We start from the raw sequence: 25,804 nt of genomic DNA, 5'->3' as shown, positions 1-25,804 counted from the left end.
TTGACTCCTTGTGCGTGAGCGGGTGTTCGGGCTCAGCCCTTGCTGACCATGCTGCGCAGGAAGAAGCGCAGGTTCGCCGGCTTCTCCGCGAGACGGCGCATGAAGTAGCCGTACCAGTCGGTGCCGTAGGCGGTGTAGACGCGCATGCGGTGGCCCTCGGCGGCCAGTCGCAGGTGCTCGTCGCCGCGGATGCCGTACAGCATCTGGAACTCGTACTCGTCCAGCTTGCGGCCGGCCCGGTGGGCCAGCTCCTGGGCTACGGAGATCAGACGCGGGTCGTGGGACCCGATCATCGGGTAGCCCTCGCCCTCCATCAGCGTCTTCAGGATACGGACGTACGCCTTGTCGATCTCGTGCTTCTGCTGGTACGCGACTTCGGCGGGCTCCTTGTAGGCGCCCTTCACCAGGCGCACGCGGCTGCCGGACTCGGCGAGACGGCGGGCGTCGGCCTCGGTGCGGAAGAGGTAGGCCTGGATGACGCAGCCGGTCTGCGGGAAGTCCTTCCGCAGCTCCTCGTGGATGGCGAACATCGAGTCCAGGGTGGTGTGGTCCTCGGCGTCGAGCGTGACGGTGGTGCCGATGGCGGCGGCGGCCTCGACCACCGGGCGGACGTTGGACAGCGCCAGCTCGTGCCCGCCCTGAAGCGCCTGGCCGAACATGGACAGCTTGACGGACATCTCGACCTTCTCGCCCAGGTCCAGCTCCTTGAGCCGGCCGATCAGCTCGAGGTAGGCGTCCCGGGCGGCGGAGGCCTGCTCGGGGGTGGTGATGTCCTCGCCGACGACGTCCATCGTCAGCTCCAGGCCCCTGGCCGTCAGGTCCCTGACGATCGGGACGATGTCGGTCACGGTCTCGCCGGGGATGAAGCGGTCCACGACCTGCTTTGTCACCGGGGCCGCCGAGATCAGGCGTCGCATCCGGTCGCTGCGGGACGCGGCGAGAATCACGGGACCCAGCACGGGGCACCTCCACTACAAAGCACCGAAGACAGGCCGATCCCGACGATTCGGGTACGGCACGGAGAACCACCGTGAAACCTAGGGATTCCTCCGATCGTCTGCCATCGACAGCTGTCACGCATCCGCGGCCGCGTTCTCAGACAGATGTATGAAGGGGGCGGGAGAATGCGGGAGAATACGGGGGTGACGTCGGACTACAAGGCTGACTACCAGGAGCTGGTGGACGAGATCTCGGAGCTGCTGGGCGTCCCGGCGACCCTGGAGAACCGCGACTTCGAGCTGATCGCCTTCGGCGCCTACGACAGCGAGGGCGACCTGGATCCGTCGGCCCTGGACCCGGTGCGCACCCGTTCGATCCTGACGCGGCGTTCCACCGCGGCGGTGCGGGAGTGGTTCGAGGGCTTCGGCATCACCCGTGCCAGCACTCCGGTGCGCATCCCGCCCACCCCGGAGGCCGGCGTCTACCGCGGGCGCATCTGCCTGCCGGTGCGCCACCGGGGCGTGGTGCTCGGCTACGTCTGGCTGCTGGACGACGACCCCGGCCCGACGGAGACGCAACTGGGCGCGGCCATGCAGGTGACGGACCGGATCGGCGCCCTGCTCGCTGACGAGCAGCGGGCGGGCGCGGGGCTGGGCCGGGAGCTGCGGGCGGTGCTGACCGCGGAGCGCGGCTGGCAGCAGGACATGGCGGTGGCCGAGCTGCGCACCGCCCTGGGGGCGCGCGCGGACGGTCCGCACACCCTGGTCTGCGTGGCCCCCTGGCCGTCGCCCGACCCGGACGACGCGCCGTCCGTCCGCACGGTCCCGCACGCCACGGCGTTGTGCACGGTCCCCTGGGGGGCCACCGCGCAGAGCCTCGCGGTGCTGGTGCGGCTGCGCTCGGCGGACGTGACGACACCGGCGCTGACGGCGGCGTCGCGGGTGCTGAAGGAGCCGGCGGGGGCGCGCGGCGGCCGCCGGCCCCGGGAGACGGCGGCCGCGGGGGTCGGTGAGCCCCGGATCGGGCTCGCCGAGCTCGGCGAGGTCTGGCAGGAGGCGTCCGCCGCCGCGCGCGCCGCGCTCGCCGAGCCGCGGTTCGGTCCGGTCGCCGAGTGGCGGCACGTCGGGCCGTACCGGCTGCTGACCTCGCTGCCCCCGCAGACCGCGCACGACCCCGCGGTCGGCCCGCTGCTGGCACCGGCCCACCGGGAGCTGGCCCGCACCGCGGAGGTCTACCTCGACTGCGCCGGGCAGGCCGGCCGCACGGCGGCCGAGCTGGGCGTCCACCGGCAGACCCTGTACTACCGCCTGTCCCGCGTCGAGCAGCTCACCGGCCTCGACCTGGACGACGGCGAGGACCGGCTGCTGCTGCACATGGCGCTGAAGCGGGCGCGGCTGACCTGAGCGGTCAGCCGCCGCCCGCGGCCTCGATGATCCGGCGCAGGCCCTCGGTCAGCGCCTCCCCGTCGGGGGCGGTCTTCGGGTCGAAGGTCCACTGGGCGATGAGCCCGGTCATCAGGGTCAGGTAGAACCGGCCGAGGGTGTCCGCCGTCTCGTCGGACACCTCCTCCTCGGGCGCGTCCGTCATCACGGCGACCAGGCCGCGGCCGCCCTCGCGCTGCGCGGCGGCCAGGTGTTCGCGCAGCTCCGGCATGTCGAGGGTCATGACCTCCATGCTCAGCCGCCACAGCGAGCCCGGCTCCCGCATGGTGCCGACGATGCCCGACCACACCCACCGGAAGCGCTCCAGCGATCCGGGCGCGCCGGCGGGCTCGGCGTTCCGGCCGTCGAAGGCGCCGGACATGCCTTCCACGAGGGCGACGTAGGCCTCCGCGAGCAGGGCGTCCTTCGAGCCGTAGTGGTAGCCGATCGAGGCGAGGTTGGTCCCCGACGCCTTGACGATGTCGCGCGCCGTGGTGCGCGCGAAGCCCTTCTCCAGCAGGCAGCTCTTGGCGCCTTCCAGCAGATCCTCACGGTGTCCCATGCGGACCAGCCTAGCGCCGGATCCATACAGCCGTCCTAGACGCATGACTTATACAAGCGTTCTAGACAAGCGTTTAAGACGCCCGTACAGTCACCGTCATGACGAACCCGACGCGCAACGACTCCCCCGGCGGCCGTGCCGGGCGCCGCGAATGGACCGCGCTCTGCGTGCTGATGCTTCCGCTGCTGCTGGTCTCGATGGACGTCTCCGTCCTGTACTTCGCCGTTCCGGCGATCAGCGCGGACCTGGAGCCGAGCGGCACCCAGCAGCTCTGGATCTTCGACATCTACGCCTTCGTCCTGGCCGGGCTGCTGATGACCATGGGCGCGCTGGGCGACCGCATCGGCCGGCGCCGGCTGCTCCTGGGCGGCGCCGCCGCCTTCGGCGCCGCGTCCCTGGTGGCGGCCTACGCCGACAGCGCGGAGACCCTGATCGCGGCCCGCGCGGTCCTCGGCGTCGGCGGCGCCACCCTGATGCCGTCGACCATGGCGCTGGTGCGCACGATGTTCACCGACCCCGCCGAGCGGGCGAAGGCGATCGGCATCTGGTCCGGCGTGATGACCGGCGGCATCGCGCTCGGTTCGGTGCTCAGCGGCGTCCTGGTCCAGTACTTCTGGTGGGGCTCGGTCTTCCTGGTCAACCTGCCCGCGATGGCGCTGCTGCTGCTTCTCGGCCCGGTGCTGCTGCCCGAGTCCAGGAATCCGGCGCCCGGCCGCTTCGACCTGCTGAGCGTGCCGCTGTCCATGGCCGCGGTGCTCCCCGTGGTCTACGGGCTCAAGGAGATCCCGTCCGAGGGCTGGCACCCGCGGTACGTCGTCCCGGTCACCGTGGGCCTGCTCTTCGCGGCGCTGTTCGTCCACCGCCAGCGCACGGCCGCCTCCCCGATGATCTCCCCCGCCCTCTTCCGCGGCCGCGGTTTCGCCCCCGCGGTCGTCCTGAACCTCGTCTCCTCGCTGGCCATGATGGGCTCGGCCTTCTTCACCACGCAGTACCTGCAGTCGGTGCTGGACAAGAGCGCGATGGAGGCGGCCCTGTGGGCGCTGCTGCCGTCGGTGCCGATCGGCATGGCGGCCCCGGCCTCGACCGCCCTGGTCCAGCGGGGCGTGGACCGCGCCTACATGGTCACCGCCGGCTTCGCCGTCGCGGCGGCGGGTTACGGAATGCTGGCCCTGACCGGCACGGACTCGCTCTGGCTGGTCCTCGCCGCCTGCGGCGTGCTGGCGTCCGGCATCGTCATGGTGATGTCCCAGATGACGGACCTGGCGATGGGCACCGCTCCGGTGGAGCAGGCGGGCGCGGCCTCGTCACTGCTGGAGACCGGCCAGGAGTTCGGCGGCGCGCTGGGCATGGCGGTCCTCGGCTCCATCGGTACCGCGCTGTACCGCCACGGAATGCCGGCCTCGGCGCCGGCCGAGGCGCACGAGACCCTGGGCGGCGCGCTCGCGGTCGCCGGCCGGCTGCCGGGGCGCACGGGTGACGCCCTGGCGGCCGCGGCCCGGGAGGCGTTCACCACCGGGATGCACGGGGCGGCGGTCACGGGGGCAGCGGTGCTCGTACTCGCCGCGGTCGCGGCGGCGGTGACCCTGCGTGGAATCGACGCGCGGCGGACGCCGGCGGACACGGCCGAGATGGAGACCGCGGTCTGAGACCGCCGGGGCACACGAGGTCGCCGGAGCACGAGGAAGCGCCGGACGGGTCGCACGACCCGTCCGGCGCTTTCCGGTCCACGGTACGGATCAGACCAGGTTCACCGAGCGGGCGGACGTCGCGCCGATCTCCTCCGCGACCTCGGCCAGCACGCCGGCGGCCACCGTGTCGTCGACGGTCAGGACGGCCAGCGCCTCGCCGCCCGCGGCCGCGCGGGCGACCTGCATGCCGGCGATGTTGAGGCCGGCCTCGCCGAGGATGCGGCCCACGGTGCCGACGACGCCCGGGCGGTCCTCGTAGCGCAGGACGACCATGTGGTCGGCGAGCGCGAGGTCGACGTCGTACTCGCCGACCGCGACGATCTTCTGCAGGTGCTTGGGGCCGGCCAGGGTGCCGGAGACCGACACCTCCTCGCCGTCCGCCAGCGTGCCGCGCACGGTCACCACGTTGCGGTGCTCGGCGGACTCGGAGCTGGTGGTCAGGCGCACCTCGACGCCACGCTCCTGCGCGAACAGCGGGGCGTTGACGTACGACACCGTCTCGTCGACGACGTCCTCGAAGACGCCCTTCAGCGCGGACAGTTCGAGCACCTTCACGTCGTGCTGGGTGATCTCGCCGTAGACCTCGACGTCGAGGCGGACCGCGACCTCGCCCGCGAGGGCGGTGAAGATGCGGCCGAGGCGCTCGGCGAGCGGCAGGCCCGGCTTGACGTCCTCGGCGATGACACCGCCCTGGACGTTCACCGCGTCCGGCACCAGCTCACCGGCGAGCGCCAGGCGCACCGACCTGGCGACGGCGATGCCCGCCTTCTCCTGGGCCTCGTCCGTGGAGGCGCCGAGGTGCGGGGTGCAGACGACCTGGTCCAGCTCGAACAGCGGGGAGTCCGTGCAGGGCTCCTTGGCGTACACGTCGAGGCCGGCGCCGGCCACCCGGCCCTCCTTCAGCGCCGCGTACAGCGCCGCCTCGTCGACGATGCCGCCGCGGGCCGCGTTGACGATGCGCACACCGGGCTTGACCTTGCGCAGCGCCTCGTCGCCGATCAGGCCGAGGGTCTCGGGCGTCTTCGGCAGGTGGACGGTGATGAAGTCGGAGACCTCGAGCAGCTCGTCGAGGGACAGCACCTTGACGCCCATCTGCGCGGCCCGCGCGGGCTGCACGTAGGGGTCGTAGGCGACGACCTTCATGCCGAAGGCGGACATGCGCTGCGCGACGAGGGCGCCGATGCGGCCCAGGCCCACCACGCCGAGGGTCTTCTCGGCCAGCTCGACACCGGTGTACTTGCTGCGCTTCCACTCGCCGTTCTTCAGCGCGGCGTTGGCCTGCGGGATGTTGCGGGCGGTGGCGAGGAGCAGGCCGCAGGCCAGCTCGGCGGCGGTCACGATGTTGGAGGTCGGGGCGTTGACGACCATCACGCCGGCCTTGGTGGAGGCGGAGACGTCGACGTTGTCCAGGCCGACGCCGGCTCGTGCGACGACCTTGAGCTGCTTGGCGGCGGCGATGGCCTCCGCGTCGACCTTGGTGGCGGAGCGGATCAGGATCGCGTCGACGTCGGCGATGGCGGGGATCAGCTCGGCGCGGTCCGCGCCGTTGCAGTGCCGGATCTCGAAGTCCGGGCCAAGCGCGTCGACGGTGGCGGGCGACAGCTCTTCAGCGATGAGTACGACGGGTTTCGAGCTCACGTGAGTCCTCACAAGTCCAATGCGGACGGCCGTCCCGACGGCCGCTGGCGGTGGAGGGGGGCTACCGCGGAAGACGCACGACGCTGTGGGCCTGACGCGTATGTTGTCCAGCAGTCTAGTGGCGTGCAGGAGGCCGTCTTGCGCCTCTTCGGAAGGATCACCCGTCCGTGGCTGGACGGGGTGGACAAAGGGGGCCGGAGCAGTGTGCCCCGGCCCCCTGACGTGGGGCTTACGCCTCCTCGTTCACCCAGCTCATCAGCTTGCGGAGCTGCTTGCCGGTGGTCTCCAGCAGGTGCTCGGAGTCCTGCTGCTTGTACTCGTTGTACTTCTTCAGGCCGCCGTGGTACTCGTCCATCCAGTTCCTGGCGAAGGTGCCGTCCTGGATCTCGGCGAGGACCTTCTTCATCTCGGCCTTGGTGGCGTCGGTGATGATGCGCGGACCGGTGACGTAGTCGCCCCACTCGGCGGTCTCGGAGATGGACCAGCGCATCTTCTCCAGGCCGCCCTCGTACATGAGGTCCACGATCAGCTTCAGCTCGTGCAGGCACTCGAAGTAGGCGATCTCGGGCTGGTACCCGGCCTCGGTCAGGGTCTCGAAGCCCGCCTTCACCAGCGCGGCCGTGCCACCGCAGAGGACGGCCTGCTCGCCGAACAGGTCGGTCTCGGTCTCCTCGGTGAAGGTCGTCTTGATGACGCCGGCCCGGGTGCCGCCGATGCCCTTGGCGTAGGACAGGGCCAGCGCGAAGGCGTCGCCGGAGGCGTCCTGCTCGACGGCGGCGATGCAGGGAACGCCGCGGCCCTCCTCGTACTGACGGCGGACCAGGTGGCCCGGGCCCTTCGGGGCGACCATGCAGACGTCCACGCCGGCCGGGGGCTTGATGAAGCCGAAGCGGATGTTGAAGCCGTGGCCGAAGAACAGCGCGTCGCCGTCCTTCAGGTTCGGGGCGATGGACTCCTCGTAGACCTGGCCCTGGATCGGGTCCGGGACGAGGATCATGATGACGTCCGCCTCGGCGGCGGCCTCGGCCGGGGTCACCACGCGCAGGCCCTGCTCCTCGGCCTTGGCCTTGGACTTGGAGCCCTCGTGCAGACCGACGCGGACGTCGACACCGGAGTCGCGCAGCGACAGCGCGTGGGCGTGGCCCTGGCTGCCGTAGCCGATGACCGCGACCTTGCGGCCCTGGATGATGGACAGGTCGGCGTCAGCGTCGTAGAACAGCTCGGCCACTTTGGGTTCTCTCCTTGGTGTGCAGTTTGTGCTCTCACCGTATGCCGGTGAGGGGGAAGGAAGTCTCGGGGTCTCGGCATACGGGCGGCCGGTGCGCGCCGGCCGCCCGTGCTCAGCCTTACGCGGATCGGTCCAGAGCGCGGAGCGACCGGTCCGTGATCGAACGGGCGCCGCGGCCGATCGCGATCGTGCCGGACTGGACCAGCTCCTTGATGCCGAACGGCTCGAGCATCTTGAGCATGGCGGACAGCTTGTCGCTCGATCCGGTGGCCTCGATGGTCACCGCCTCCGGGGAGACGTCCACCGTCTTGGCGCGGAAGAGCTGGACGATCTCCACGATCTGCGAGCGGGTCTCGTTGTCGGCGCGGACCTTCACCAGGACGAGTTCGCGCTGGACGGCCTGGCCGGGCTCCAGCTCCACGATCTTCAGCACGTTGACGAGCTTGTTGAGCTGCTTGGTGACCTGCTCCAGCGGGAACTCCTCGACGCTGACCACGATGGTGATCCGGGAGATGTCGGCGTGCTCGGTGACACCGACGGCGAGCGAGTCGATGTTGAAGCCGCGGCGGGAGAAGAGGGCGGCGATCCGGGCGAGGATGCCGGGCGTGTTCTCCACCAGGACGGAGAGCGTGTGCTTGGACATGTCTGGTCTTCCTCTTCGCTCTTCCGGCTCAGTCGTCTTCGCTGTCGCCGAAGTCGGGACGGACGTCCCGGGCGGCCATGATCTCGTCGTTGGAGGTGCCGGCGGCGACCATCGGCCACACCATCGCGTCCTCGTGGACGATGAAGTCGACGACGACCGGGCGGTCGTTGACCGAGTTCGCCTCCTCGATGACCTTGTCCAGGTCCTCCGGACGCTCGCAGCGGATCGCGTAGCAGCCCATGGCCTCCGACAGCTTCACGAAGTCGGGGACCCGGGTGCCCCTGGCCTCCGGGTTGACGTCGTCCGGACCGGAGTGCAGGACGGTGTTGGAGTACCGCTGGTTGTAGAACAGGGTCTGCCACTGGCGGACCATCCCGAGGGCGCCGTTGTTGATGACGGCGACCTTGATCGGGATGTTGTTCAGGGCGCAGGTGGTCAGCTCCTGATTGGTCATCTGGAAGCAGCCGTCGCCGTCGATCGCCCAGACCGTGCGCCCGGGCTGCCCGGCCTTGGCGCCCATCGCGGCCGGGACGGCGTACCCCATCGTCCCGGCGCCGCCGGAGTTCAGCCAGGTGGCGGGCTGCTCGTACTGGATGAAGTGCGCGGACCACATCTGGTGCTGGCCGACACCGGCCGCGAAGATCGTGCCCTCCGGCGCGAGCCGCCCGATGCGCTCGATGACCGCCTGCGGGGACAGCGAGCCGTCCGCGGGCTGGTCGTAACCGAGCGGGTAGGTCTCGCGCCAGCGGCTCAGGTCGCTCCACCAGGCGGTGTAGTCGCCCTCGTGGCCCTCGCTGTGCTCCTTCTGCACGGCCTGGACCAGGTCGGCGATGACCTCGCGGGCGTCCCCGACGATCGGCACGTCGGCGGCGCGGTTCTTGCCGATCTCGGCGGGGTCGATGTCGGCGTGGACGATCTTGGCGTACGGGGCGAAGCTGTCCAGCTTGCCGGTGACGCGGTCGTCGAAGCGGGCTCCGAGGGCGACGATCAGGTCGGCCTTCTGCAGCGCGGTGACGGCGGTGACCGCACCGTGCATGCCCGGCATCCCCACGTGCAGCGGGTGGCTGTCGGGGAACGCGCCGAGCGCCATCAGGGTGGTGGTGACGGGCGCTCCGGTGAGTTCGGCGAGGACCTTCAGCTCGGCGGTGGCCTTCGCCTTGATCACGCCGCCGCCGACGTAGAGGACGGGGCGCTTGGCCGCGGTGATCAGCTTGGCGGCCTCGCGGATCTGCTTGGCGTGCGGCTTGGTCACCGGTCGGTAACCGGGCAGGTCCGTGACGGGGGGCCAGGAGAAGGTGGTCCGCGCCTGGAGGGCGTCCTTGGCGATGTCCACCAGGACCGGGCCGGGGCGGCCGGTGGAGGCGATGTGGAAGGCCTCCGCGATGGTCCGCGGGATGTCCTCGGCCTTGGTGACCAGGAAGTTGTGCTTGGTGATCGGCATGGTGATGCCGACGATGTCCGCCTCCTGGAAGGCGTCCGTGCCGATCGCCTTGGACGCGACCTGCCCGGTGATCGCCACGAGCGGCACCGAGTCCATGTGCGCGTCGGCGATCGGGGTGACCAGGTTGGTCGCGCCCGGGCCCGAGGTCGCCATGCAGACGCCGACCTTGCCGGTGGCCTGCGCGTAGCCGGTGGCCGCGTGGCCGGCGCCCTGCTCGTGCCGGACCAGCACGTGCCGGACCCGGGTGGAGTCCATCAGCGGGTCGTAGGCGGGCAGGATCGCACCGCCGGGAATGCCGAATACCGTGTCCGCGCCGACCTCCTCGAGGGAGCGGATGAGGGACTGCGCACCCGTGACGTGCTCGACGGGGGCGGACTGCTGTCCTCCGGATCGGGGCCGCGGCTGCGGATGGGCCCCGGTGGCCTGCTCGGTCATCGGCATTCTCTTCTCGATGCTGAGGTCTTATGCGAGGTTTGGGCGGAGTCGTAGCGCTGCACGAACGGCGCTCGTGCAACAAAAAACCCCTCGTGCCGGAAGGCAAGCGAGGGGAGCGCGCCGGGGAGGTCGCTGGGTGTTCCGGATCGTCCTCCGGTGGTTCCCAGCTCAGCCGACGCGCTGTCCAAGTACGAGAATTCGGGTGCGCATGGGACTGACCCTCCCCCCGGCACGCACCACGTGTCAAGTGGGTGGGACGGGCGTCTCATTATGTGAGCGAAGACCGCCGCCACCTCCGATGACGGCGGTCATCCCTCCGGCGTAGACCCCCGCCGCTCCGGCGGCGAACGCCGGCTCCGCGGGCGCGTGCGGCACCGGGTAGTGGCCGGCGCCGAGCGCCCGGCGCAGCCGGTACTCGTCCAGCGGGCCCGCGAACGCGCTGCCCTGGCCGTGGGTGCAGCCCATCGCGCGCAGTGCGGCCACCTGCTCCGGCAGGTCCACGCCCTCGGCGACGGACTGGAGCCCGAGATCGCAGGCGATCCTGAGCAGCCCGCTGGTGATCTTCTGCAGCTGCGCGGACTCCACGACCCCCTCGACCAGGCTGCGGTCCAGCTTGAGGATGTCCACGGGCAGCCGTCTGAGCGCCGTGATGGCCGCGTGGCCGCTGCCGAAGCCGTCCAGCGCGATACGCACGCCCAGCCGGCTGAGCGCGGTCAGCCGCCGCTCCAGCTCCTCCAGCGAGGCCCGGTGGCCGGTGTCGGAGAGCTCCAGGACCAGCGCGCCGGGCGGCAGCCCGTGCCGGGTCAGCAGCGCCTCCAGGGTGCCCAGCGGCATCGAGCGGTCCAGCAGCCGCCGGGCGCTCAGCCGCACCGCGACCGGTACGACCTGCCCGGCGGCCGCCCGCTCCGCGGCCTGGTCGACCGCCTCCCGCAGGATCCACCGGTCCAGCTCGGCGGTCTTGTCACCGTCCTCGGCCACGCGCAGGAACTCGGCCGGGGTGAACAGCACCCCCTGGGAGGAGCGCCAGCGCGCCAGCGCCGAGACCGCCGTGATCCGGCCGTTGCCGAGGCTGACCACCGGCTGGTGGAGCAGCGTGAACTCGCCGTCGTGCAGGGCGGCGCGCAGCCTGGTGGCCAGCTCCGCCTTGCGTACGACGTCCTGCTGCATCTGCGGCCGGTACAGCTCGACGCGGCCCTTTCCGGCCGACTTCGCGCGGTACATCGCGAGGTCGGCGTTGCGCAGCAGCTCGCCCGCGCCGAGGCCCGGCTCGGCGAAGGCGACGCCGATGGAGGCGTTGACCCGGACATCGTTGCCGTCGATGGCGTAGGGCTGGGAGAGAGTGACCCTGAGGCGGTCGGCGAGCTCCAGGATGTTCCGCTCCCGGGCGGCCCGGTCGCGCGAGCCGTCCCCGGCGATCAGGGCCGCGAACTCGTCGCCGCCCAGCCGGGAGGCGGTGTCCCCCTGCCGGACCGCGTCCTGGAGTCTGCGGGCGGCCTGGATGAGCAGTTCGTCCCCGGCCTGGTGCCCGATCGTGTCGTTGACGGCCTTGAAGCCGTCCAGGTCGATGAAGAGCACCGCCGTGCCCCGCAGGGCGGCGCCCCGGTCGGTGGCGCGGCGGCCGGACAGGGCCTGCTGCACGCGCCGGGTGAACAGCGCGCGGTTGGGCAGGTCGGTGAGCGGGTCGTGCTCCGCGTTGTGCTGCAACTGGGCCTGCAGCCGCACTCTTTCGGTCACGTCCCGGCTGTTGAAGATCAGGCCCCCGTGGTGGCGGTTGACGGTGGACTCGACGTTGAGCCAGCCGCCCCCGCCCGACCGGAAGCGGCACTCGATGCGGGTGGTGGGTTCGTCGGGCGGGCTCGCGGCGAGGAAGCGGCGCACCTCGTGCACGACGCAGCCCAGGTCCTCCGGGTGGATGAGCGCGGCCAGTTCGGTGCCCACCAGGTCCTCGGCGGGCCGTCCGTAGACCCCGGCGGCGGCCGGGGAGACGTAGCGCAGGATGCCGTTGGGCGCGGCGATCATGATGACGTCGCTGGAGCCCTGCACCAGGGAGCGGAAGTGGTTCTCCTTCTGCGCCAGTTCCTGGGTGAGGGTGATGTTGTCCAGCAGCATGATGCCCTGCCGCATGACCAGCGCCAGCACGACGGCCCCGGCGGTGACCAGGACGACGTGGTCCGGCCGGCGGCCGTTGAGGACGTTGTAGAGGATGCCCAGGGTGCACACGGCGGCGGCCAGGTAGGGCGTGAGCGCGGCCAGGGAGCCGGTGATCGGCCGGCCGGGCAGGTACCGCGGGTGCTCGCCGCCGTCCGGCGCGGGCGGGGCGGCGTGCGGCTGGCCGGGGCCGCGCTGTCCCGGCAGGTGTTCGTGGACGACGCGCGAGTGGCCGTCGGACGCGTGCCGTTCGGCGTCCGGCGGCCCGAGGCGGCGGGGCGCGGCCCAGGGGGCGTAGGCGAGCAGCAGCGAACCGGCGAACCAGCCCGCGTCCAGCAACTGCCCGGAGTGGTAACTGCTGTGCAGCAGCGGCGAGGTGAACAGCGCGTCGCACATCACGGTCAGCGCGAGCGCGCCGATCGCGGTGTTGATCGCCGTGCGGTTGCCCGTGGAGCGGCGGAAGTGCAGCGCGAGCACCATGCTGACCAGCACGATGTCCAGCAGCGGGTACGCCAGCGACAGCGCGGTGTGCGCCACGCTCGGCCCGTCGAACCGGGCGGCCTGGGCGAGCGCGAGGCTCCAGGACAGGGTGAGCAGCGAGCCGCCGATCAGCCAGGCGTCCAGCGCGAGGCAGATCCAGCCGGCCCGGTTCGCCGGCCGCTGGGCCAGCACCAGCAGGCCCACGATGGCGGGCGGGGCGAAGCACAGGAAGAACAGGTCCGCGTAGCTCGGGCTGGGCACGGGCCGGTCCAGGACGACCTCGTACCACCCCCAGACCGCGTTGCCGAGGGACGCCATCGCGGAGGAGAGCGCGAAGAGCAGCCAGGCGGGCCGGAAGCGGATCCGGGGCGCGCGGGCGTAGCGGAAGCAGGACACGGCGGCGGCGCCGGCCGCGGCGCTCAGCCCGAAGTCACCCATGAAGAGGGCGACTTCCCGCGAACCCCAGTCGAACATGGAGCCGATCGCGTAGGACCCGCAGACCATGGCCAGGACGAGCTGGGGGACCAGCCGCGAGCCCTGCGCGGCGGACGGCGGCCGGGCGGGCGCCGGGGCCGGCGGCGCGGCGGGGGTGAGCGGCGCGCCGTCGAGGGTGCCCGTCAGGGCCGGCGGGGCGTTCACCGGGGCCTCCCGGTGCGCGCCGCTCCCGGCTCCCCGGTGTCCCGGTGCGCCGTGTGCCTCCTGCGGCCGGCCGGTTTGCGGTGGCAGTGATGGCTCGTGTGACGGCCGCGTCTGCGCGCGGCCGTGCGCCAGGGCCTCCGCCGGCGGCTCCGCCGCGTCGGATCGTTCGTCCATAGGCCGTGCATCGCCCGTCGCCCCCCTCACAAGTCCGATCTGTCCATCCCCGGCGCCCGCGGTCGGCGGCGCTGCCCCTGTCGGGACGATACACCAGTGTCGTCACTCAGGGACATAGCTTCTCTACGCTCCGTGACGACCAGCGAAGATGTCAACACGTAACGCGTTCGAAAGATTGCGGAGGGTGCCGGGAGCGGGTCAGGTCCCCGTAGTGAGGATCACGTTCCGCAGCGGCTCGTGGTTCACGAACCGGTGCAACTGGTCCACCAGCAGCCGCTTCGCGCGCGGCAGGAAGGCCGAGGTCGGCCCGCCGACGTGCGGGCTGATGAGCACGCCGGGCGCCGTCCACAGGGGGTGCCCCGGCGGCAGCGGCTCGGGGTCCGTGACGTCGAGGGCGGCGGTGATGCGCCCCTTCTCCACCTCGGTGAGCAGCGCCTCCGTGTCCACGACGGGCCCGCGGGAGACGTTGACGAGCAGCGCCCCGTCCTTCATCAGGCCCAGGAAGTCCGCGTTCACCAGACCCCTGGTCGCCTCCGTCAAGGGCGTGGAGAGGATCACCACATCGGCTTTCGGAAGCAGTGAGGGCAATTCGGTGAGCGGATGCACGGGACCGCGCGCCGTGGTGCGCCCTGAGCGCGCAACGCGCGCCACCCGCGCGAGTTCGAAGGGCGCGAGCCGGTCCTCGATGGCGGCGCCGATGGCGCCGTAGCCGACGACGAGGGCGGTCCGGTCGGCGAGGGCCGGGTGGAAGCCCCCTCGCCACTCGCCCCGGTCCTGGGCCCGGACGAAGTCGGGGATGCCGCGCAGCGAGGCGAGGACGAGCGCGAGGGCCAGCTCGGCCGTGCTGGCCTCGTGGACGCCGCGAGCGTTGCACAGCCGGACACCCGGGGGCAGGTGCCGCAGCCCCGGTTCCAGGTGGTCGACGCCGGCCGACAGCGTCTGCACGACCCGCACGGTGCTCATGTCGGCCATCGGGCGCAGGCCGACGCCGCCCGGGCGCATGTACGGCACGACGTAGAAGGCGCAGTCGGCGGGGTCGCCCGGGAACTCCCGTTCGCCGTCGTCGCCCCCGTCCCAGAACAGGTAGCGGGGTCCCTGGGGAAGCCCCTCGATCTCCTTCGGCGCGATGGGGAGCCACACGTCATGTGTCATGGCAGGAGGCTATGTCAGGCCCGCGGGCGCGGGGCGTTAGGTTGGGGACCGGACGAGGGAGGTTCGCGAGCAGGTGGAGCGCAGGACGATCGGCGCGAGTGCGCTCGCGGTGGGGGCCGTCGGACTCGGATGCATGCCGATGAGCTGGGCGTACACCGGCTCCCGGCAGCGGGGCGACGAGTCGGTCAAAGCGGTGCACCGGGCGCTGGACGCGGGTTCGAGCCTGCTGGACACCGCCGACATGTACGGCCCGTTCACCAACGAGCTGCTGCTGGGGCGGGTGCTCAGAGAGCGGCGCGGGGACGCCTTCGTGTCGACGAAGGTGGGGCTCCTCGTGGGCGAGCAGCACATCGTGGCCAACGGCCGCCCCGGCTACGTCAAGCGGGCCTGCGACGCCTCGCTCCGGCGGCTGCAGACGGACGTGATCGACCTCTACCAGCTTCACCGCGCCGACCCCGAGGTCCCCGTGGAGGAGACCTGGGGCGCCATGGCCGACCTGGTGCGGGCCGGGAAGGTGCGTGCGCTGGGTCTGTGCGCGGTGGGCGCGCGCGCCGGGCGCCGCCCGGGCGGCCGGATCCACGACACCACGCTCCGCCAGCTCCACCGGGTGCAGCAGGTCTTCCCGGTGAGCGCGGTGCAGGCGGAGCTGTCGGTGTGGTCCCCGGAGGCGCTGGACACCCTGCTGCCGTGGTGCGCGGCGCGGGGCGTGGGCTTCCTGGCCGCGATGCCGCTGGGCAACGGCTTCCTGACCGGAACGCTGACGCCGGGCGAGGGCTTCGAACCGGACGACGTGCGCGCCAGGCACCCCCGCTTCACCGCCGAGATGATGGCGGCCAACCAGCCGATCGTGGCCGGTCTGCGCCGTATCGCCCGCCGGCACGGCGCGGACGTCACCGCGGCGCAGGTGGCGCTGGCCTGGGTGCTGGCGCAGGGCCGTCAGGTGATCGCGCTGCCCGGCACGAAGCGGGAGCGCTGGGCCGGGGAGAACGCGGCGGCGGCCGCGCTGCGCCTGACCGTGGAGGACCTGGCCGAGGTGTCCCGGCTGCCCGCGGCGCAGGGCTCCTGGGACTGAGCGGTCCCGCATGCGGTGCGCGCCTGGCGGGAACTTGGGCGGGACCGGCGGAGTATGAGGGGGAGAAGCTGTCGTACGTCCGCCGCTGCGAAGGGACCATGATCGTGCAACGCCGAGTTGTGACGGCCGTGTTGGCCGCGACCGCGCTCCTGCTGACGGCGGGCTGCTCGTCCGGCGACGGCCAGGGGTTCCCGGGTGACGGCGGAAGCGGCACGGCGAACGGGTCGGCGACGGCCACCGCTCCGTCCGGCCGGGCCACCGAGTCGGCGCCGCCGGCCAAGGGCTCGGTGAAGGTGCTGCGCACCGTCGCCGACGGCCTGAGGACGCCGTGGGGCCTGGCCGCGCTCCCCGGCGGCGGACTGCTGGTCTCCTCCCGGGACGACGCCACGATCACCCGCATCGACGAGAAGACGGGCCGCAAGACCGAACTGGGCACGGTCTCCGGGGTCTCGCCCGCCGGCGAGGGCGGCCTGCTCGGCATCGCCCTCTCCCCCGGCTTCGCCTCGGACCGCATGATCTACGCCTACTTCACCTCGGCCTCGGACAACCGCATCGTCCGGATGCTGTACGACGCGGCGAAGCCGGCCGGTGAGCAACTGGGCGCCCCGGACACGATCTTCAAGGGCATCCCCAAGGGGTTCATCCACAACGGCGGCCGCATCGCCTTCGGCCCGGACGGGATGCTGTACGCGGGCACGGGCGAGAGCGGCGACCGCGGTCTGGCGCAGGACGAGAAGTCACTGGGCGGCAAGATCCTCCGCCTGACCCCGGAGGGCGAACCGGCCGCCGGCAATCCGTTCCCCGGCTCCCCCGTGTACTCGTACGGCCACCGCAACGTCCAGGGGCTGGCCTGGGACTCCAGGCAGCGCCTGTTCGCCTCGGAGTTCGGCCAGGACACCTGGGACGAGCTGAACGCGATCGTGCCGGGCGGCAACTACGGCTGGCCGGACGCCGAGGGGCGCTCCTCCGACCGCCGCTTCCGCAACCCGGTGGCCGAATGGCACACCGACGAGGCCTCCCCGAGCGGCATCGCCTACGTCGACGGGGTGATCTGGATGGCCGCCCTGAAGGGCCGGCGGCTGTGGCGCATTCCGCTGCGCGGCACCTCCGCCTCGGCCGCCCCCCAGGCCTTCCTCACCGGCGAGTACGGCCGGCTGCGCACCGTCGTCCCGGCGGGCGACGGCAAGCTCTGGCTGGTCACGAGCAACACGGACGGCCGGGGCACCCCGAAGAAGGGGGACGACCGGGTGCTGGAGGTCTCGGTGCGGTGAGCGGCCGCCGGCCGTCGCCGGCTCCCGGCCGGTCCCGGGGCGAGGAAGACGGCGCGGGTCGGCTGGGCGCTGCGGGCGCCCGGCACCGCCGCCCCGCGTCCCCTATCCCGCCACCAGCCGGTCCTCGGTCTCCGGCGGGAACAGCCCGAGCCGGTGCGCCACCGCCGCCGCCTCGCCGCGGCCGGAGACGCCCAGCTTGGCCAGGATGTTGGACACGTGCACACTCGCGGTCTTCGGGGAGATGAACAGCTCCTCGGCTATCTGGCGGTTGGTGCGGCCGGCGGAGACCAGCCGCAGGACGTCCCGCTCCCGGCTGGTGAGACCGAGGGACGCCGCCGGGTCGGCGGAGGCGAGGGCCCGGTGCGGGGGGTGCCCGAGGCTGAGGCGGGCGCGCTGGGCTAGCCGGGCGACCGCCTCGGCGAGCGGGCGGGCGCCGAGGTGACCGGCGACCGCTCCGGACAGTCTCAGCAGTTCCACGGCCCGTTCCCGGTGCTCCTCGCCGCCGTGGGTCAGCAGCGCCTGGGCGAGGCGGTGGCGCACCCGGGCCAGGTCGTAGGGGCGGTCCAGGCTCTCGAAGGCCGTGACCACCGGTGACCAGGTGCCGTCGGTGTCCCGGCCCTCGGCCCGGCGCAGTTCGGCGCGGGTCCACTGGTCGTAGGCGCGCCACAGGGGGGCGTCGGCGATGAGCCCGCGGGCCGCCTCGGAGAGCCGGCCGAGCATGCCGGCCCGGCCCGCTTCGGCGGCCGGCAGCGTGCCGGCGTCGGCCTCGGCGGTGGCCATGGCCAGCAGCAGGGGCCAGGCGTAGCGCTGGGTGCCGGGCGGGAAGCCGGCCTCCAGGGCGGTCAGGAACTCGGCGCGGGCGTCGAGCAGTCTTCCCTCGCAGGCGGCCACGCCCACGGCGATGCGGGCCAGGGGCAGTCCGTTCTGGGGCATCGGGTCGCGGGTGCCGTAGTGGGCGCGGGCGGTGGCGAGCTGGCGGGCGGCCTCCGCGCCGTCGCCGTGGGCCAGGGCGAGGTGGGCCAGGCGCAGGGCGGCCGCGCCGCGCGGCTTGGCGCTGCGCCCGATGCGGATCGCCTGACCGGCCGCCTCGGCGGCCTCCTCCCACCGGCCCAGCGAGTACAGCGCGTCGGAGAGGTTGCCCCACACCCAGGCCTGGGAGTCGGGCAGCCCGTAGCGGCGGGTGAAGTCGATGCCCTCGCGCAGGATGGGCTCGGCGTCCCGGTCCCGGCCGACGGACTGCAGCGAGCCCGGCAGGTTCACATGGGCGCGGCCCGCCACCTGGGTCACGCCCTCGGCGATCGCCTCCTCCTTGACCCGGGACATCTCCGCGAGCCCGGCCTCGATGTCACCGGCGTCGACCATGAGGCCGCCGAGGGTGAGGCGGGCGTTGAGCTCGATCTCGCGGGCGTTGACCATCCGCGCGTACTCGACGGCCTGCTCGGCGTCCGCGAGGGCCTCGGGCCCGGGCCGGTGCAGCATGGACCAGCCGGCGGACTCCGTCAGCACCTCGGCGTGCACCTCGGAGGGCGGCAGGCCCCGCACCAGCTCCTGCGCGGTGGCCAGTTCCGGCCATCCGTCGCCGCGGGCCAGGGCCTGGACGAGGCGGGAGCGCTGGACCCAGAACCAGGCGGCGCGCAGCGGGTCCGGGTCGTCCTGGAGCAGTTGCAGCGCCCGTCTGACGATCTTCAGGGCGCGTTCGCGTTCGCCGCCGAAGCGGCCGGCGACCGCCGCCTCGGCCATGAGGTCGAGGTAGCGCAGCGGGGTGGTGGCCGGGTCGCGGCCGCACGGGGGGTACATGCCGGTGTAGTCGACCGGGCGCAGGGCGGCGCGGACCTCCTCGGGCGCGGTGTCCCACAGCTCCATCGCCCGTTCGAGGAGCCGCAGTTGCTCGGTGTAGGCGTGCCGGCGCCGGGCCACGACGGAGGCCTCCAGGACCGCCGGCAGGGCCTTGGCCGGGTCGTGGGCGTGGTACCAGTAGCTGGCCAGGCGCATCACGCGGGCGCCGGCCGGGACGAGCGAGGGGTCGGCCTCCAGGGCCTCGGCGTAGCGGCGGTTCAGGCGGGAGCGTTCACCGGGCAGCAGGTCGTCGGCGACGGCCTCGCGGACCAGGGCGTGCCGGAAGCGGTAGCCGTCGCCGTCCGGGGTGGCGGTGAGGATGTTGGCTCCCACGGCGGCCCGCAGCGCCTCGATCAGGTCGTCCTCGGAGAACCGGGCGACCGCGGCGATCAGCCGGTACTCCACGGTGGAGCCGCCCTCGGCGACGATCCGGGCGACCCGCTGGGCGCTCTCGGGCAGCTTCTCGACCCGGACCAGCAGCAGGTCGCGCAGGGAGTCGGAGAGGCCGGCGCAGCAGCCCTCGCAGTCGGCGACGGCCAGTTCCTCGACGAAGAAGGCGTTGCCGTCGGAGCGTTCGAAGATCGCGTCGACCTGGGCCGGGTCGGGTTCGGCGGCGAGGATGCCGGCGATCTGGCGGGCCACCTCCTCGCGGGTGAACCGGGCGAGTTCCAGGCGGCGGACGGTGCGCAGCCGGTCGAGTTCGGCGAGCAGGGGGCGCAGCGGGTGGCGGCGGTGGATGTCGTCGGCGCGGTAGGTGGCCAGCACCAGGAGGCGGCCGGTGCGCAGGGTGCGGAAGAGGTAGGCGAGCAGGTGGCGGGTGGAGGCGTCGGCCCAGTGCAGGTCCTCCAGGACGAGGACGACCGTGCGCTCGGCGGCGGCCCGCTCCAGCAGCCGGGCGGTGAGTTCGAACAGGCGGGCCGTGCCCTGCTCGTCGTGGCGGCTCGAGGCGGCCTCGCCCAGTTCGGGCAGCAGCCGGGCCAGCTCCTCCTCCTGTCCGGCCGCGGCGGCGGCGAACTCCCCGGGCAGGGTGTCGCGCAGGGCGCGCAGGGCGCTGGAGAAGGGGGCGAAGGGCAGCCCGTCGGCGCCGATCTCCACGCAGCCGCCCACGGCGACGACCGCGGACCGGCGGCAGGCGACGGCGGCGAACTCCTCGACGAGGCGGGTCTTGCCGACCCCGGCCTCGCCGCCGAGCAGCAGCGCCTGCGGCTCGCCCGCGGCGGCACGGGCGAGCGCGTCGTTCAAGGTGTCCAACTCGTCGGCGCGGCCGACGAACACGGGACTGACGGACCTGTTCTCCACGGGCCCGAGCATCGCACGAGGTCCGAGGGGTGCGGCACCACTTTTCCACAGTCCCGGTGCGATGGTCGTACGAACAGTGGGTGTGACCGTGCCGGCCCCGGCGCCGCCGCCCGTGCCGGGGCCCGCCGGCCCGGCGCTCACGCGGTGCGCGGGAGCCGGTGCCGGCGGGGGCGGTCGGTATGGGGCTCGGCGCCCGTGGCGCCGAACGGGGCCGACTCCGCGCGGCGCACGGCGCGCCGGGCGCCGACGGCCTCGCGGGCCAGGCGTTCCCGGGCGGCCGCGCGGCGCAGCTCGGCGTGACGGAGCCGGTGGGCTTCGAACTCGTACATGGCGTGGTCCTCCGTGGTCTCGGTGGGTGCGTCGCTCGTTGCGATGCCTCCACACTCGTCCCCCAGGGGGGTGCGCCACATCGGGCGAGTTCCGCATCTTCGGGCCGGCGGCCGGGCCCGGACGCGGGTAAGGGGCCCCAGGGGCTCCCTAAGGTGCTCAGGGATTCCCTAAGGCCCCCGCGGACCTGCGCCTCCTCAGCCCGTGGCGGGCAGTCCGAGCAGCGCGTCGGAGTACTTCAGGACGGCCAGCAGCAGGCCGATGGCGCCGAGCGAGACGCCCGCCCACGCGACCGACCTGATCCACGCGGCCCGCGGGCGGCCGGGGGCGCCGAACGCGGGCCGCACGAGCACGACCGCGCCGGTGATCAGCGCGGCCAGCGCGAACAGGCCCGCCCAGAGCGCGGTGGTGTGCCACGCGTCGCCGTAGACCTCCTTGATCTGCTTGCCGACGCTCGCGCCGGAGGAGGTCTGGAGCTGGCCGACCAGGGTCTCGCGGGCGGCGGCGACCGTGCCGATCCAGCCACCGGTGAGCGAGACCAGGCCCAGCCCGGCGGAGACCACGGCGCCGGCGCCGAGGCCGACCCCGGAGGACGCCCGCTGCGCGGGCTCCTCCGCGAGCGCGTCGGCCTCCTCGGCCCCCTCCGGACCCTCGGCCCGAGCCCGCTCCTCGGTCCCGGCCCGCTCCTCGGTCTCCGGCGTGCCCCCGGTCCCCCGCGTCTCCTCGCCGTTCCCGGCTGGCTTCCCGGACGGAGCGGTGCCGTCCGTCCCGTTCGCGGTGTCCGCCCCCGCGGCGGCCGCCTCCCGCGGTGCCCGCTCGTCGTCGGTCCTGTTGACGTCCTGTGTCTTCGTTGCCATGTCCGGCACCGTACGGATGCCGTCTGAGAGGTCCCTTAATGATCGTCGCGGGCGGTACGCGCGCGTGCCGCGCGCCACTCGGGCGCCAGCACCGACCAGATCTCGGTGTCCGTGCGCACCCCCCGGTACGGGTAGTTCTCCCGCAGCACGCCCTCCCGGGTCATGCCGAGCCGCCGGGCCACGCCGATGCTGGGCTCGTTGGCCGACGACACGTGCCACTCCACCCGGTGCATGCCGCGCTCCCCGAACGCCCAGTCCAGCAGCACCCGCATGCCGCGCGTGACCAGCCCGCGCCCGGCCGCGGCGGGCTCCAGCCAGCAGCCGGCCTCGCAGACCCCGCTGGGGGTGTCCCACACCCGGAACAGCAGGCCACCGGCCAGCCTCCCGTCGAGCCACACGCCGTGCAGGCTTCCGGTGTCGGCGCTGCGCTTGCCGGCGTACGAGGCGAGGTAGGCGCGGGCGGCGTCCAGATCGGTCACCACGTCCGGCAGGCCGACGTGCCGGCCGATGAACTCACGTCCGCGGTCGATGTTGGCGAGCAGGTCCGCCGCGTGCCAGACCTCCAGGGGCCCCAGTTCGGCGCCGTCGTCACCCAGGGACCTCGCGTACATCGCGTCGCGGCTCCTTCCCGCCGTACCGCTTCCCGGACGCCGCACACCCTACTTGCACCCGTGCCGCGTTCAGTCGAACTGGTCTCCGACGGCCATGACCGCCGTACCGGCGACCAGCAGCCACAGGGCGCGGCGGGTGCGGCCGCGGGAGCCGAGGACGGCGGCCAGGGCGCACACGGCGGCGCCGAGGGCGTAGGCGGCGGGGACGACGGCCGGGGCCGGGCCGGTCAGCCGGAGCAGAGCGGCGGCGCAGCCGGCGAGGCAGAGCAGACCGCCGGCGCCGGCCGCGGTCCACCGGGCACGGCGGGCCTCCCCGACGTGCTCGCCGTGGTCGTACCGCTCGTCGGAAGCGTCCGGCTCGTCGTGAGCATCCGGCTCGTCGGAAGCGTCCGGCTCGCCGTGGGCACCCGGCTCGCCGTGGTCCTCCGGCTCGTCCGCCTGCGCCGCCCGGGATATGGCGGGTGCGGCGTCGGAATCGGTGCGTCCACTCATGGCGGGTGAGTGTATGACGTCCGCTCCCCGAGCCGGGTGCGGGGCCGGGACGGCCGGGGGCCTGATGGGCCCGCACGCGCCGTCGCCGGCGCCCGCGCCGCGTTCGGCGGCCCGCCGGGAACGGCCGGAGACGGCGCGACGGCCCCGGAGGACGATGCCTCCGGGGCCGTCGCGCTGCCGGCTCAGCCCTCGCTGACGCCCAGCTTCTCGAGGATCAGCTCCTTGACGCGGGCCGCGTCGGCCTGACCCCGGGTCGCCTTCATGACCGCGCCGACCAGGGCGCCGGCCGCGGCCACCTTGCCGCCGCGGATCTTCTCCGCGATGCCCGGGTTGCCGGCGATGGCCTCGTCGACGGCGGTGGTCAGCGCGCCCTCGTCGGAGACGACCTTCAGACCGCGCTTGTCGACCACCTCGTCCGGGGTGCCCTCGCCCGCGAGGACGCCCTCGATGACCTGGCGGGCCAGCTTGTCGTTCAGGTCGCCGGAGTTCACCAGCTCGGTGACCCGGGCGACCTGCTGCGGCGTGATGGCCAGCTCGTCCAGCGACTTGCCCGACTCGTTGGCGCTGCGCGCCAGTTCGCCCATCCACCACTTGCGGGCGGAGGCCGCGTCGGCACCGGCGTCGATGGTGGCGACGATCGGGTCCAGCGCGCCGGCGTTCAGGATCGCCTGCATGTCGGTGGCCGAGATGCCCCAGTCGGCGAGCAGCCGGGTGCGGCGGGCCAGCGGCATCTCCGGCAGCGCGGCGCGGATCTCCTCGACCCACTCGCGGGACGGGGCGACCGGGACGAGGTCCGGCTCCGGGAAGTACCGGTAGTCCTCGGCCTCCTCCTTCACGCGGCCGGAGGTGGTGGACCCGGTGTCCTCGTGGAAGTGCCGGGTCTCCTGAACGATCGTGCCGCCGGACGACAGCACGGCCGCGTGCCGCATGATCTCGAACCGGGCCGCGCGCTCCACCGAGCGCAGCGAGTTGACGTTCTTCGTCTCCGATCGGGTGCCGAACTTGTCCGCGCCCTTGGGCATCAGCGACAGGTTGACGTCGCAGCGCATCTGGCCCATCTCCATGCGGGCCTCGGAGACGCCGAGGGCACGGATGACCTCACGCAGCTCACGGACATAGGCGCGCGCGACCTCGGGGGCCCGCTCGCCGGCGCCGACGATCGGCTTGGTGACGATCTCGATGAGCGGGATGCCCGCGCGGTTGTAGTCCAGCAGCGAGTGGGACGCGCCGTGGATACGGCCGGTGGCGCCGCCGACGTGCGTCGACTTGCCGGTGTCCTCCTCCATGTGGGCGCGCTCGATCTCCACGCGGAAGCTCTCGCCGTCCTCGAGCTGTACGTCGAGGTAGCCGTTGAAGGCGATCGGCTCGTCGTACTGGGAGGTCTGGAAGTTCTTCGGCATGTCCGGATAGAAGTAGTTCTTCCGGGCGAAGCGGCACCACTCGGCGATCTCGCAGTGCAGCGCGAGGCCGATCTTGATCGCGGACTCCACGCCGGTCGCGTTGACGACCGGGAGGGCGCCGGGCAGGCCGAGGCAGACCGGGCAGGTCTGCGAGTTGGGCTCGGCGCCCAGCTCGGTGGAGCACCCGCAGAACATCTTGGTGTTGGTGCCGAGTTCGACATGGACCTCAAGGCCCATGACGGGGTCGTACGACGCCAGCGCGTCCTCGTACGGCACCAGGTCGGTCGTGGTGGTCACGGTGAAAACTTCCCTCTCAGCCCAGCAGGACGTCGTCGTCGCCCAGCCGCTTCAGCTCGCGGTAGAGGATGGCGAGGCCGGTGACGATCGCGACGGCGGACACGGTGGCGTCGATCAGCCGCAGTGTGTCCTGCTCGGCGCGCGCCTTCTTGATCTGCTTGGCCACGCCGAACGCGCTGAACGCGGTCCCGGCCATCGACAGGTACGTGCCGGACTTCGACTTCTTGAAACCCTTGGCCTTGTTCAGTGCACTCACAGCGACGGAGCCTCCTCGAGCAGCGGGTGCCCCCACCTTTCCACGAAGGCGGCCTCGACGGCGGCTCCGACCTTGTACAGCCTGTCGTCCTTGAGCGCCGGGGCGATGATCTGCAGGCCCACCGGGAGGTTGTCCTCCGGGGCGAGGCCGCAGGGCAGCGACATGGCCGCGTTGCCCGCCAGGTTGGTCGGGATGGTGCACAGGTCGGCCAGGTACATCGCCATCGGGTCGTCGGCGCGCTCGCCGATCGCGAAGGCGGTGGTCGGCGTGGTCGGCGAGACGATGACGTCGACCTGCTCGAAGGCCTTCTCGAAGTCGCGCGTGATGAGCGTGCGGACCTTCTGCGCGGAGCCGTAGTAGGCGTCGTAGTAGCCGCTCGACAGGGCGTAGGTGCCGAGCATGACGCGCCGCTTCACCTCGGGGCCGAAGCCCGCCTCACGGGTGAGGGAGGTGACCTCCTCGGCGGAGTGGCTGCCGTCGTCGCCGACCCGCAGGCCGTAGCGCAGGCCGTCGAAGCGGGCGAGGTTGGAGGAGCACTCGGACGGGGCGATCAGGTAGTACGCGGACAGCGCGAGGTCGAAGGACGGGCAGTCCAGCTCGACGATCTCGGCGCCCAGCTCCTTCAGCAGCTCCACCGACTCGTCGAAGCGCTGCAGGACGCCGGCCTGGTAGCCCTCGCCGCGGAACTGCTTGACGACGCCGACCCGCATGCCCTCGACGCTGCCGTTGCGCGCGGCCTCGACCACCGGCGGGACGGGGGCGTCGATGGAGGTGGAGTCGAGCGGGTCGTGCCCGGCGATGACCTCGTGCAGCAGGGCCGCGTCCAGCACCGTGCGGGCGCAGGGGCCGCCCTGGTCCAGCGAGGAGGAGAAGGCGACCATGCCGTACCGGGAGACCGCGCCGTACGTCGGCTTCACGCCGACCGTGCCGGTGACGGCGGCCGGCTGGCGGATGGAGCCGCCGGTGTCGGTGCCGATGGCGAGCGGCGCCTGGAAGGAGGCGAGCGCGGCAGACGAACCGCCGCCGGAGCCGCCGGGGATCCTGGTGAGGTCCCAGGGGTTGCCGGTCGGGCCGTAGGCACTGTTCTCGGTGGAGGAGCCCATGGCGAACTCGTCCATGTTGGTCTTGCCGAGGATGACGACGTCGGCGGCCTTCAGCCGCTTGGTGAGCGTCGCGTCGTACGGCGGGATCCAGCCCTCGAGGATCTTCGAGCCGACGGTGGTCGGCACGCCCTCGGTGGTGAAGATGTCCTTCAGCGCGAGCGGGACGCCGGCCAGCGGGCCGAGCCGCTCGCCGCGGGCCCGCTTCTCGTCCACGGCGCGGGCCTGGGCGAGGGCGCCCTCGCGGTCGACGTGCAGGAAGGCGTGCACCTTCTCGTCGACGGCCTCGATGCGGGCGAGGTGGGCCTCGGTGACCTGGACGGCCGTCAGCTCGCCGGAGGCGATCTTCTCGGCGGTCTCGGCGGCCGTGAGCTTGATGATGTTGCTGTCGGTCATGC

At 72.8% G+C, this 25,804-nt stretch carries 20 protein-coding genes; 4 read left to right on the top strand and 16 right to left on the bottom strand.

Features of this window, described 5'->3' with window-relative positions:
- Nucleotides 1-32 precede the first annotated feature (32 nt).
- Entirely contained in the window at nt 33-959 is a 927-nt protein-coding gene (locus tag ACFQ9Z_RS21660; protein ID WP_383020645.1) for a proline dehydrogenase family protein, read from the bottom strand.
- 165 nt (nt 960-1,124) lie between these two features.
- Here ACFQ9Z_RS21660 and ACFQ9Z_RS21655 point away from each other — a divergent pair, with 165 nt between their 5' ends.
- Complete coding sequence (locus ACFQ9Z_RS21655; RefSeq protein WP_383020641.1) at nt 1,125-2,342, top strand: PucR family transcriptional regulator; 1,218 nt, start codon at nt 1,125-1,127, stop codon at nt 2,340-2,342.
- A 4-nt stretch (nt 2,343-2,346) separates the two neighbouring features.
- Here ACFQ9Z_RS21655 and ACFQ9Z_RS21650 read toward each other — a convergent pair whose 3' ends face one another.
- Complete coding sequence (locus tag ACFQ9Z_RS21650) at nt 2,347-2,922, bottom strand: TetR/AcrR family transcriptional regulator (protein WP_383020637.1); 576 nt, start codon at nt 2,920-2,922, stop codon at nt 2,347-2,349.
- 98 nt (nt 2,923-3,020) lie between these two features.
- On the opposite strand from ACFQ9Z_RS21650, the gene ACFQ9Z_RS21645 reads away from it, so the two are divergent.
- Nucleotides 3,021-4,568: an MFS transporter gene (locus ACFQ9Z_RS21645; RefSeq protein WP_383020634.1), complete on the top strand. Its 1,548-nt coding sequence runs from the start codon at nt 3,021-3,023 to the stop codon at nt 4,566-4,568.
- 90 nt (nt 4,569-4,658) lie between these two features.
- On the opposite strand, the gene serA is transcribed toward ACFQ9Z_RS21645, so the two are convergent.
- From serA to ACFQ9Z_RS21615, 6 genes are all read right to left on the bottom strand, one after another.
- Nucleotides 4,659-6,248 carry a phosphoglycerate dehydrogenase gene (gene serA, locus ACFQ9Z_RS21640; RefSeq protein WP_143635859.1) on the bottom strand — a complete coding sequence of 530 codons (1,590 nt, stop codon included), beginning with the start codon at nt 6,246-6,248 and terminating at the stop codon, nt 4,659-4,661.
- 229 nt (nt 6,249-6,477) lie between these two features.
- Nucleotides 6,478-7,476 (bottom strand): ketol-acid reductoisomerase, encoded by a 999-nt coding sequence (ilvC, locus tag ACFQ9Z_RS21635; protein WP_383020631.1) that lies wholly within the window; start codon nt 7,474-7,476, stop codon nt 6,478-6,480.
- A gap of 118 nt (nt 7,477-7,594) precedes the next feature.
- Nucleotides 7,595-8,119, bottom strand: coding sequence for an acetolactate synthase small subunit (ilvN, locus tag ACFQ9Z_RS21630; RefSeq protein WP_004925060.1), 525 nt, complete (start codon nt 8,117-8,119; stop codon nt 7,595-7,597).
- 28 nt (nt 8,120-8,147) lie between these two features.
- Nucleotides 8,148-9,995, bottom strand: a complete 1,848-nt coding sequence (locus ACFQ9Z_RS21625; RefSeq protein ID WP_174266435.1) for an acetolactate synthase large subunit — start codon at nt 9,993-9,995, stop codon at nt 8,148-8,150.
- A gap of 243 nt (nt 9,996-10,238) precedes the next feature.
- Nucleotides 10,239-13,262, bottom strand: coding sequence for a putative bifunctional diguanylate cyclase/phosphodiesterase (locus tag ACFQ9Z_RS21620; protein ID WP_383020622.1), 3,024 nt, complete (start codon nt 13,260-13,262; stop codon nt 10,239-10,241).
- Between the two features lie 372 nt (nt 13,263-13,634).
- A complete protein-coding gene (locus ACFQ9Z_RS21615; protein WP_383020619.1) occupies nt 13,635-14,588 on the bottom strand; it encodes a 2-hydroxyacid dehydrogenase in 954 nt (317 codons plus the stop codon).
- A gap of 73 nt (nt 14,589-14,661) precedes the next feature.
- Between ACFQ9Z_RS21615 and ACFQ9Z_RS21610 the strand changes: the two genes are divergently transcribed.
- Complete coding sequence (locus ACFQ9Z_RS21610; RefSeq protein ID WP_383020615.1) at nt 14,662-15,660, top strand: aldo/keto reductase; 999 nt, start codon at nt 14,662-14,664, stop codon at nt 15,658-15,660.
- Between the two features lie 98 nt (nt 15,661-15,758).
- Nucleotides 15,759-16,931 carry a PQQ-dependent sugar dehydrogenase gene (locus ACFQ9Z_RS21605; RefSeq protein ID WP_383020611.1) on the top strand — a complete coding sequence of 391 codons (1,173 nt, stop codon included), beginning with the start codon at nt 15,759-15,761 and terminating at the stop codon, nt 16,929-16,931.
- A 102-nt stretch (nt 16,932-17,033) separates the two neighbouring features.
- Here ACFQ9Z_RS21605 and ACFQ9Z_RS21600 read toward each other — a convergent pair whose 3' ends face one another.
- From ACFQ9Z_RS21600 to gatA, 8 genes are all read right to left on the bottom strand, one after another.
- On the bottom strand, nt 17,034-20,078 hold the full coding sequence (locus ACFQ9Z_RS21600) for an AAA family ATPase (protein WP_383020608.1): 3,045 nt from the start codon (nt 20,076-20,078) through the stop codon (nt 17,034-17,036).
- A gap of 125 nt (nt 20,079-20,203) precedes the next feature.
- Nucleotides 20,204-20,395: a hypothetical protein gene (locus ACFQ9Z_RS21595; RefSeq protein WP_383020603.1), complete on the bottom strand. Its 192-nt coding sequence runs from the start codon at nt 20,393-20,395 to the stop codon at nt 20,204-20,206.
- A 195-nt stretch (nt 20,396-20,590) separates the two neighbouring features.
- Nucleotides 20,591-21,250: a hypothetical protein gene (locus ACFQ9Z_RS21590; RefSeq protein WP_383020599.1), complete on the bottom strand. Its 660-nt coding sequence runs from the start codon at nt 21,248-21,250 to the stop codon at nt 20,591-20,593.
- Nucleotides 21,251-21,285: 35 nt separating this feature from the next.
- The gene (locus tag ACFQ9Z_RS21585; protein ID WP_383020594.1) at nt 21,286-21,861 is read right to left on the bottom strand and encodes a GNAT family N-acetyltransferase; all 576 of its coding nucleotides are present in this window, start codon (nt 21,859-21,861) and stop codon (nt 21,286-21,288) included.
- Between the two features lie 69 nt (nt 21,862-21,930).
- Nucleotides 21,931-22,353 (bottom strand): hypothetical protein, encoded by a 423-nt coding sequence (locus tag ACFQ9Z_RS21580; RefSeq protein WP_383020589.1) that lies wholly within the window; start codon nt 22,351-22,353, stop codon nt 21,931-21,933.
- A 182-nt stretch (nt 22,354-22,535) separates the two neighbouring features.
- Nucleotides 22,536-24,050, bottom strand: a complete 1,515-nt coding sequence (gatB, locus tag ACFQ9Z_RS21575) for an Asp-tRNA(Asn)/Glu-tRNA(Gln) amidotransferase subunit GatB (protein ID WP_383020586.1) — start codon at nt 24,048-24,050, stop codon at nt 22,536-22,538.
- Nucleotides 24,051-24,066: 16 nt separating this feature from the next.
- A complete protein-coding gene (locus ACFQ9Z_RS21570; protein WP_351664495.1) occupies nt 24,067-24,306 on the bottom strand; it encodes a hypothetical protein in 240 nt (79 codons plus the stop codon).
- Entirely contained in the window at nt 24,303-25,802 is a 1,500-nt protein-coding gene (gene gatA / locus ACFQ9Z_RS21565; RefSeq protein WP_383020581.1) for an Asp-tRNA(Asn)/Glu-tRNA(Gln) amidotransferase subunit GatA, read from the bottom strand. The genes ACFQ9Z_RS21570 and gatA overlap by 4 nt, the downstream gene beginning before the upstream one ends.
- Nucleotides 25,803-25,804 lie beyond the last annotated feature (2 nt).

It is taken from the genome of Streptomyces sp. NPDC056580, from assembly GCF_042793175.1.
GTDB lineage: Bacteria > Actinomycetota > Actinomycetes > Streptomycetales > Streptomycetaceae > Streptomyces.
This window is presented reverse-complemented; position numbering and strand designations above follow the sequence as displayed.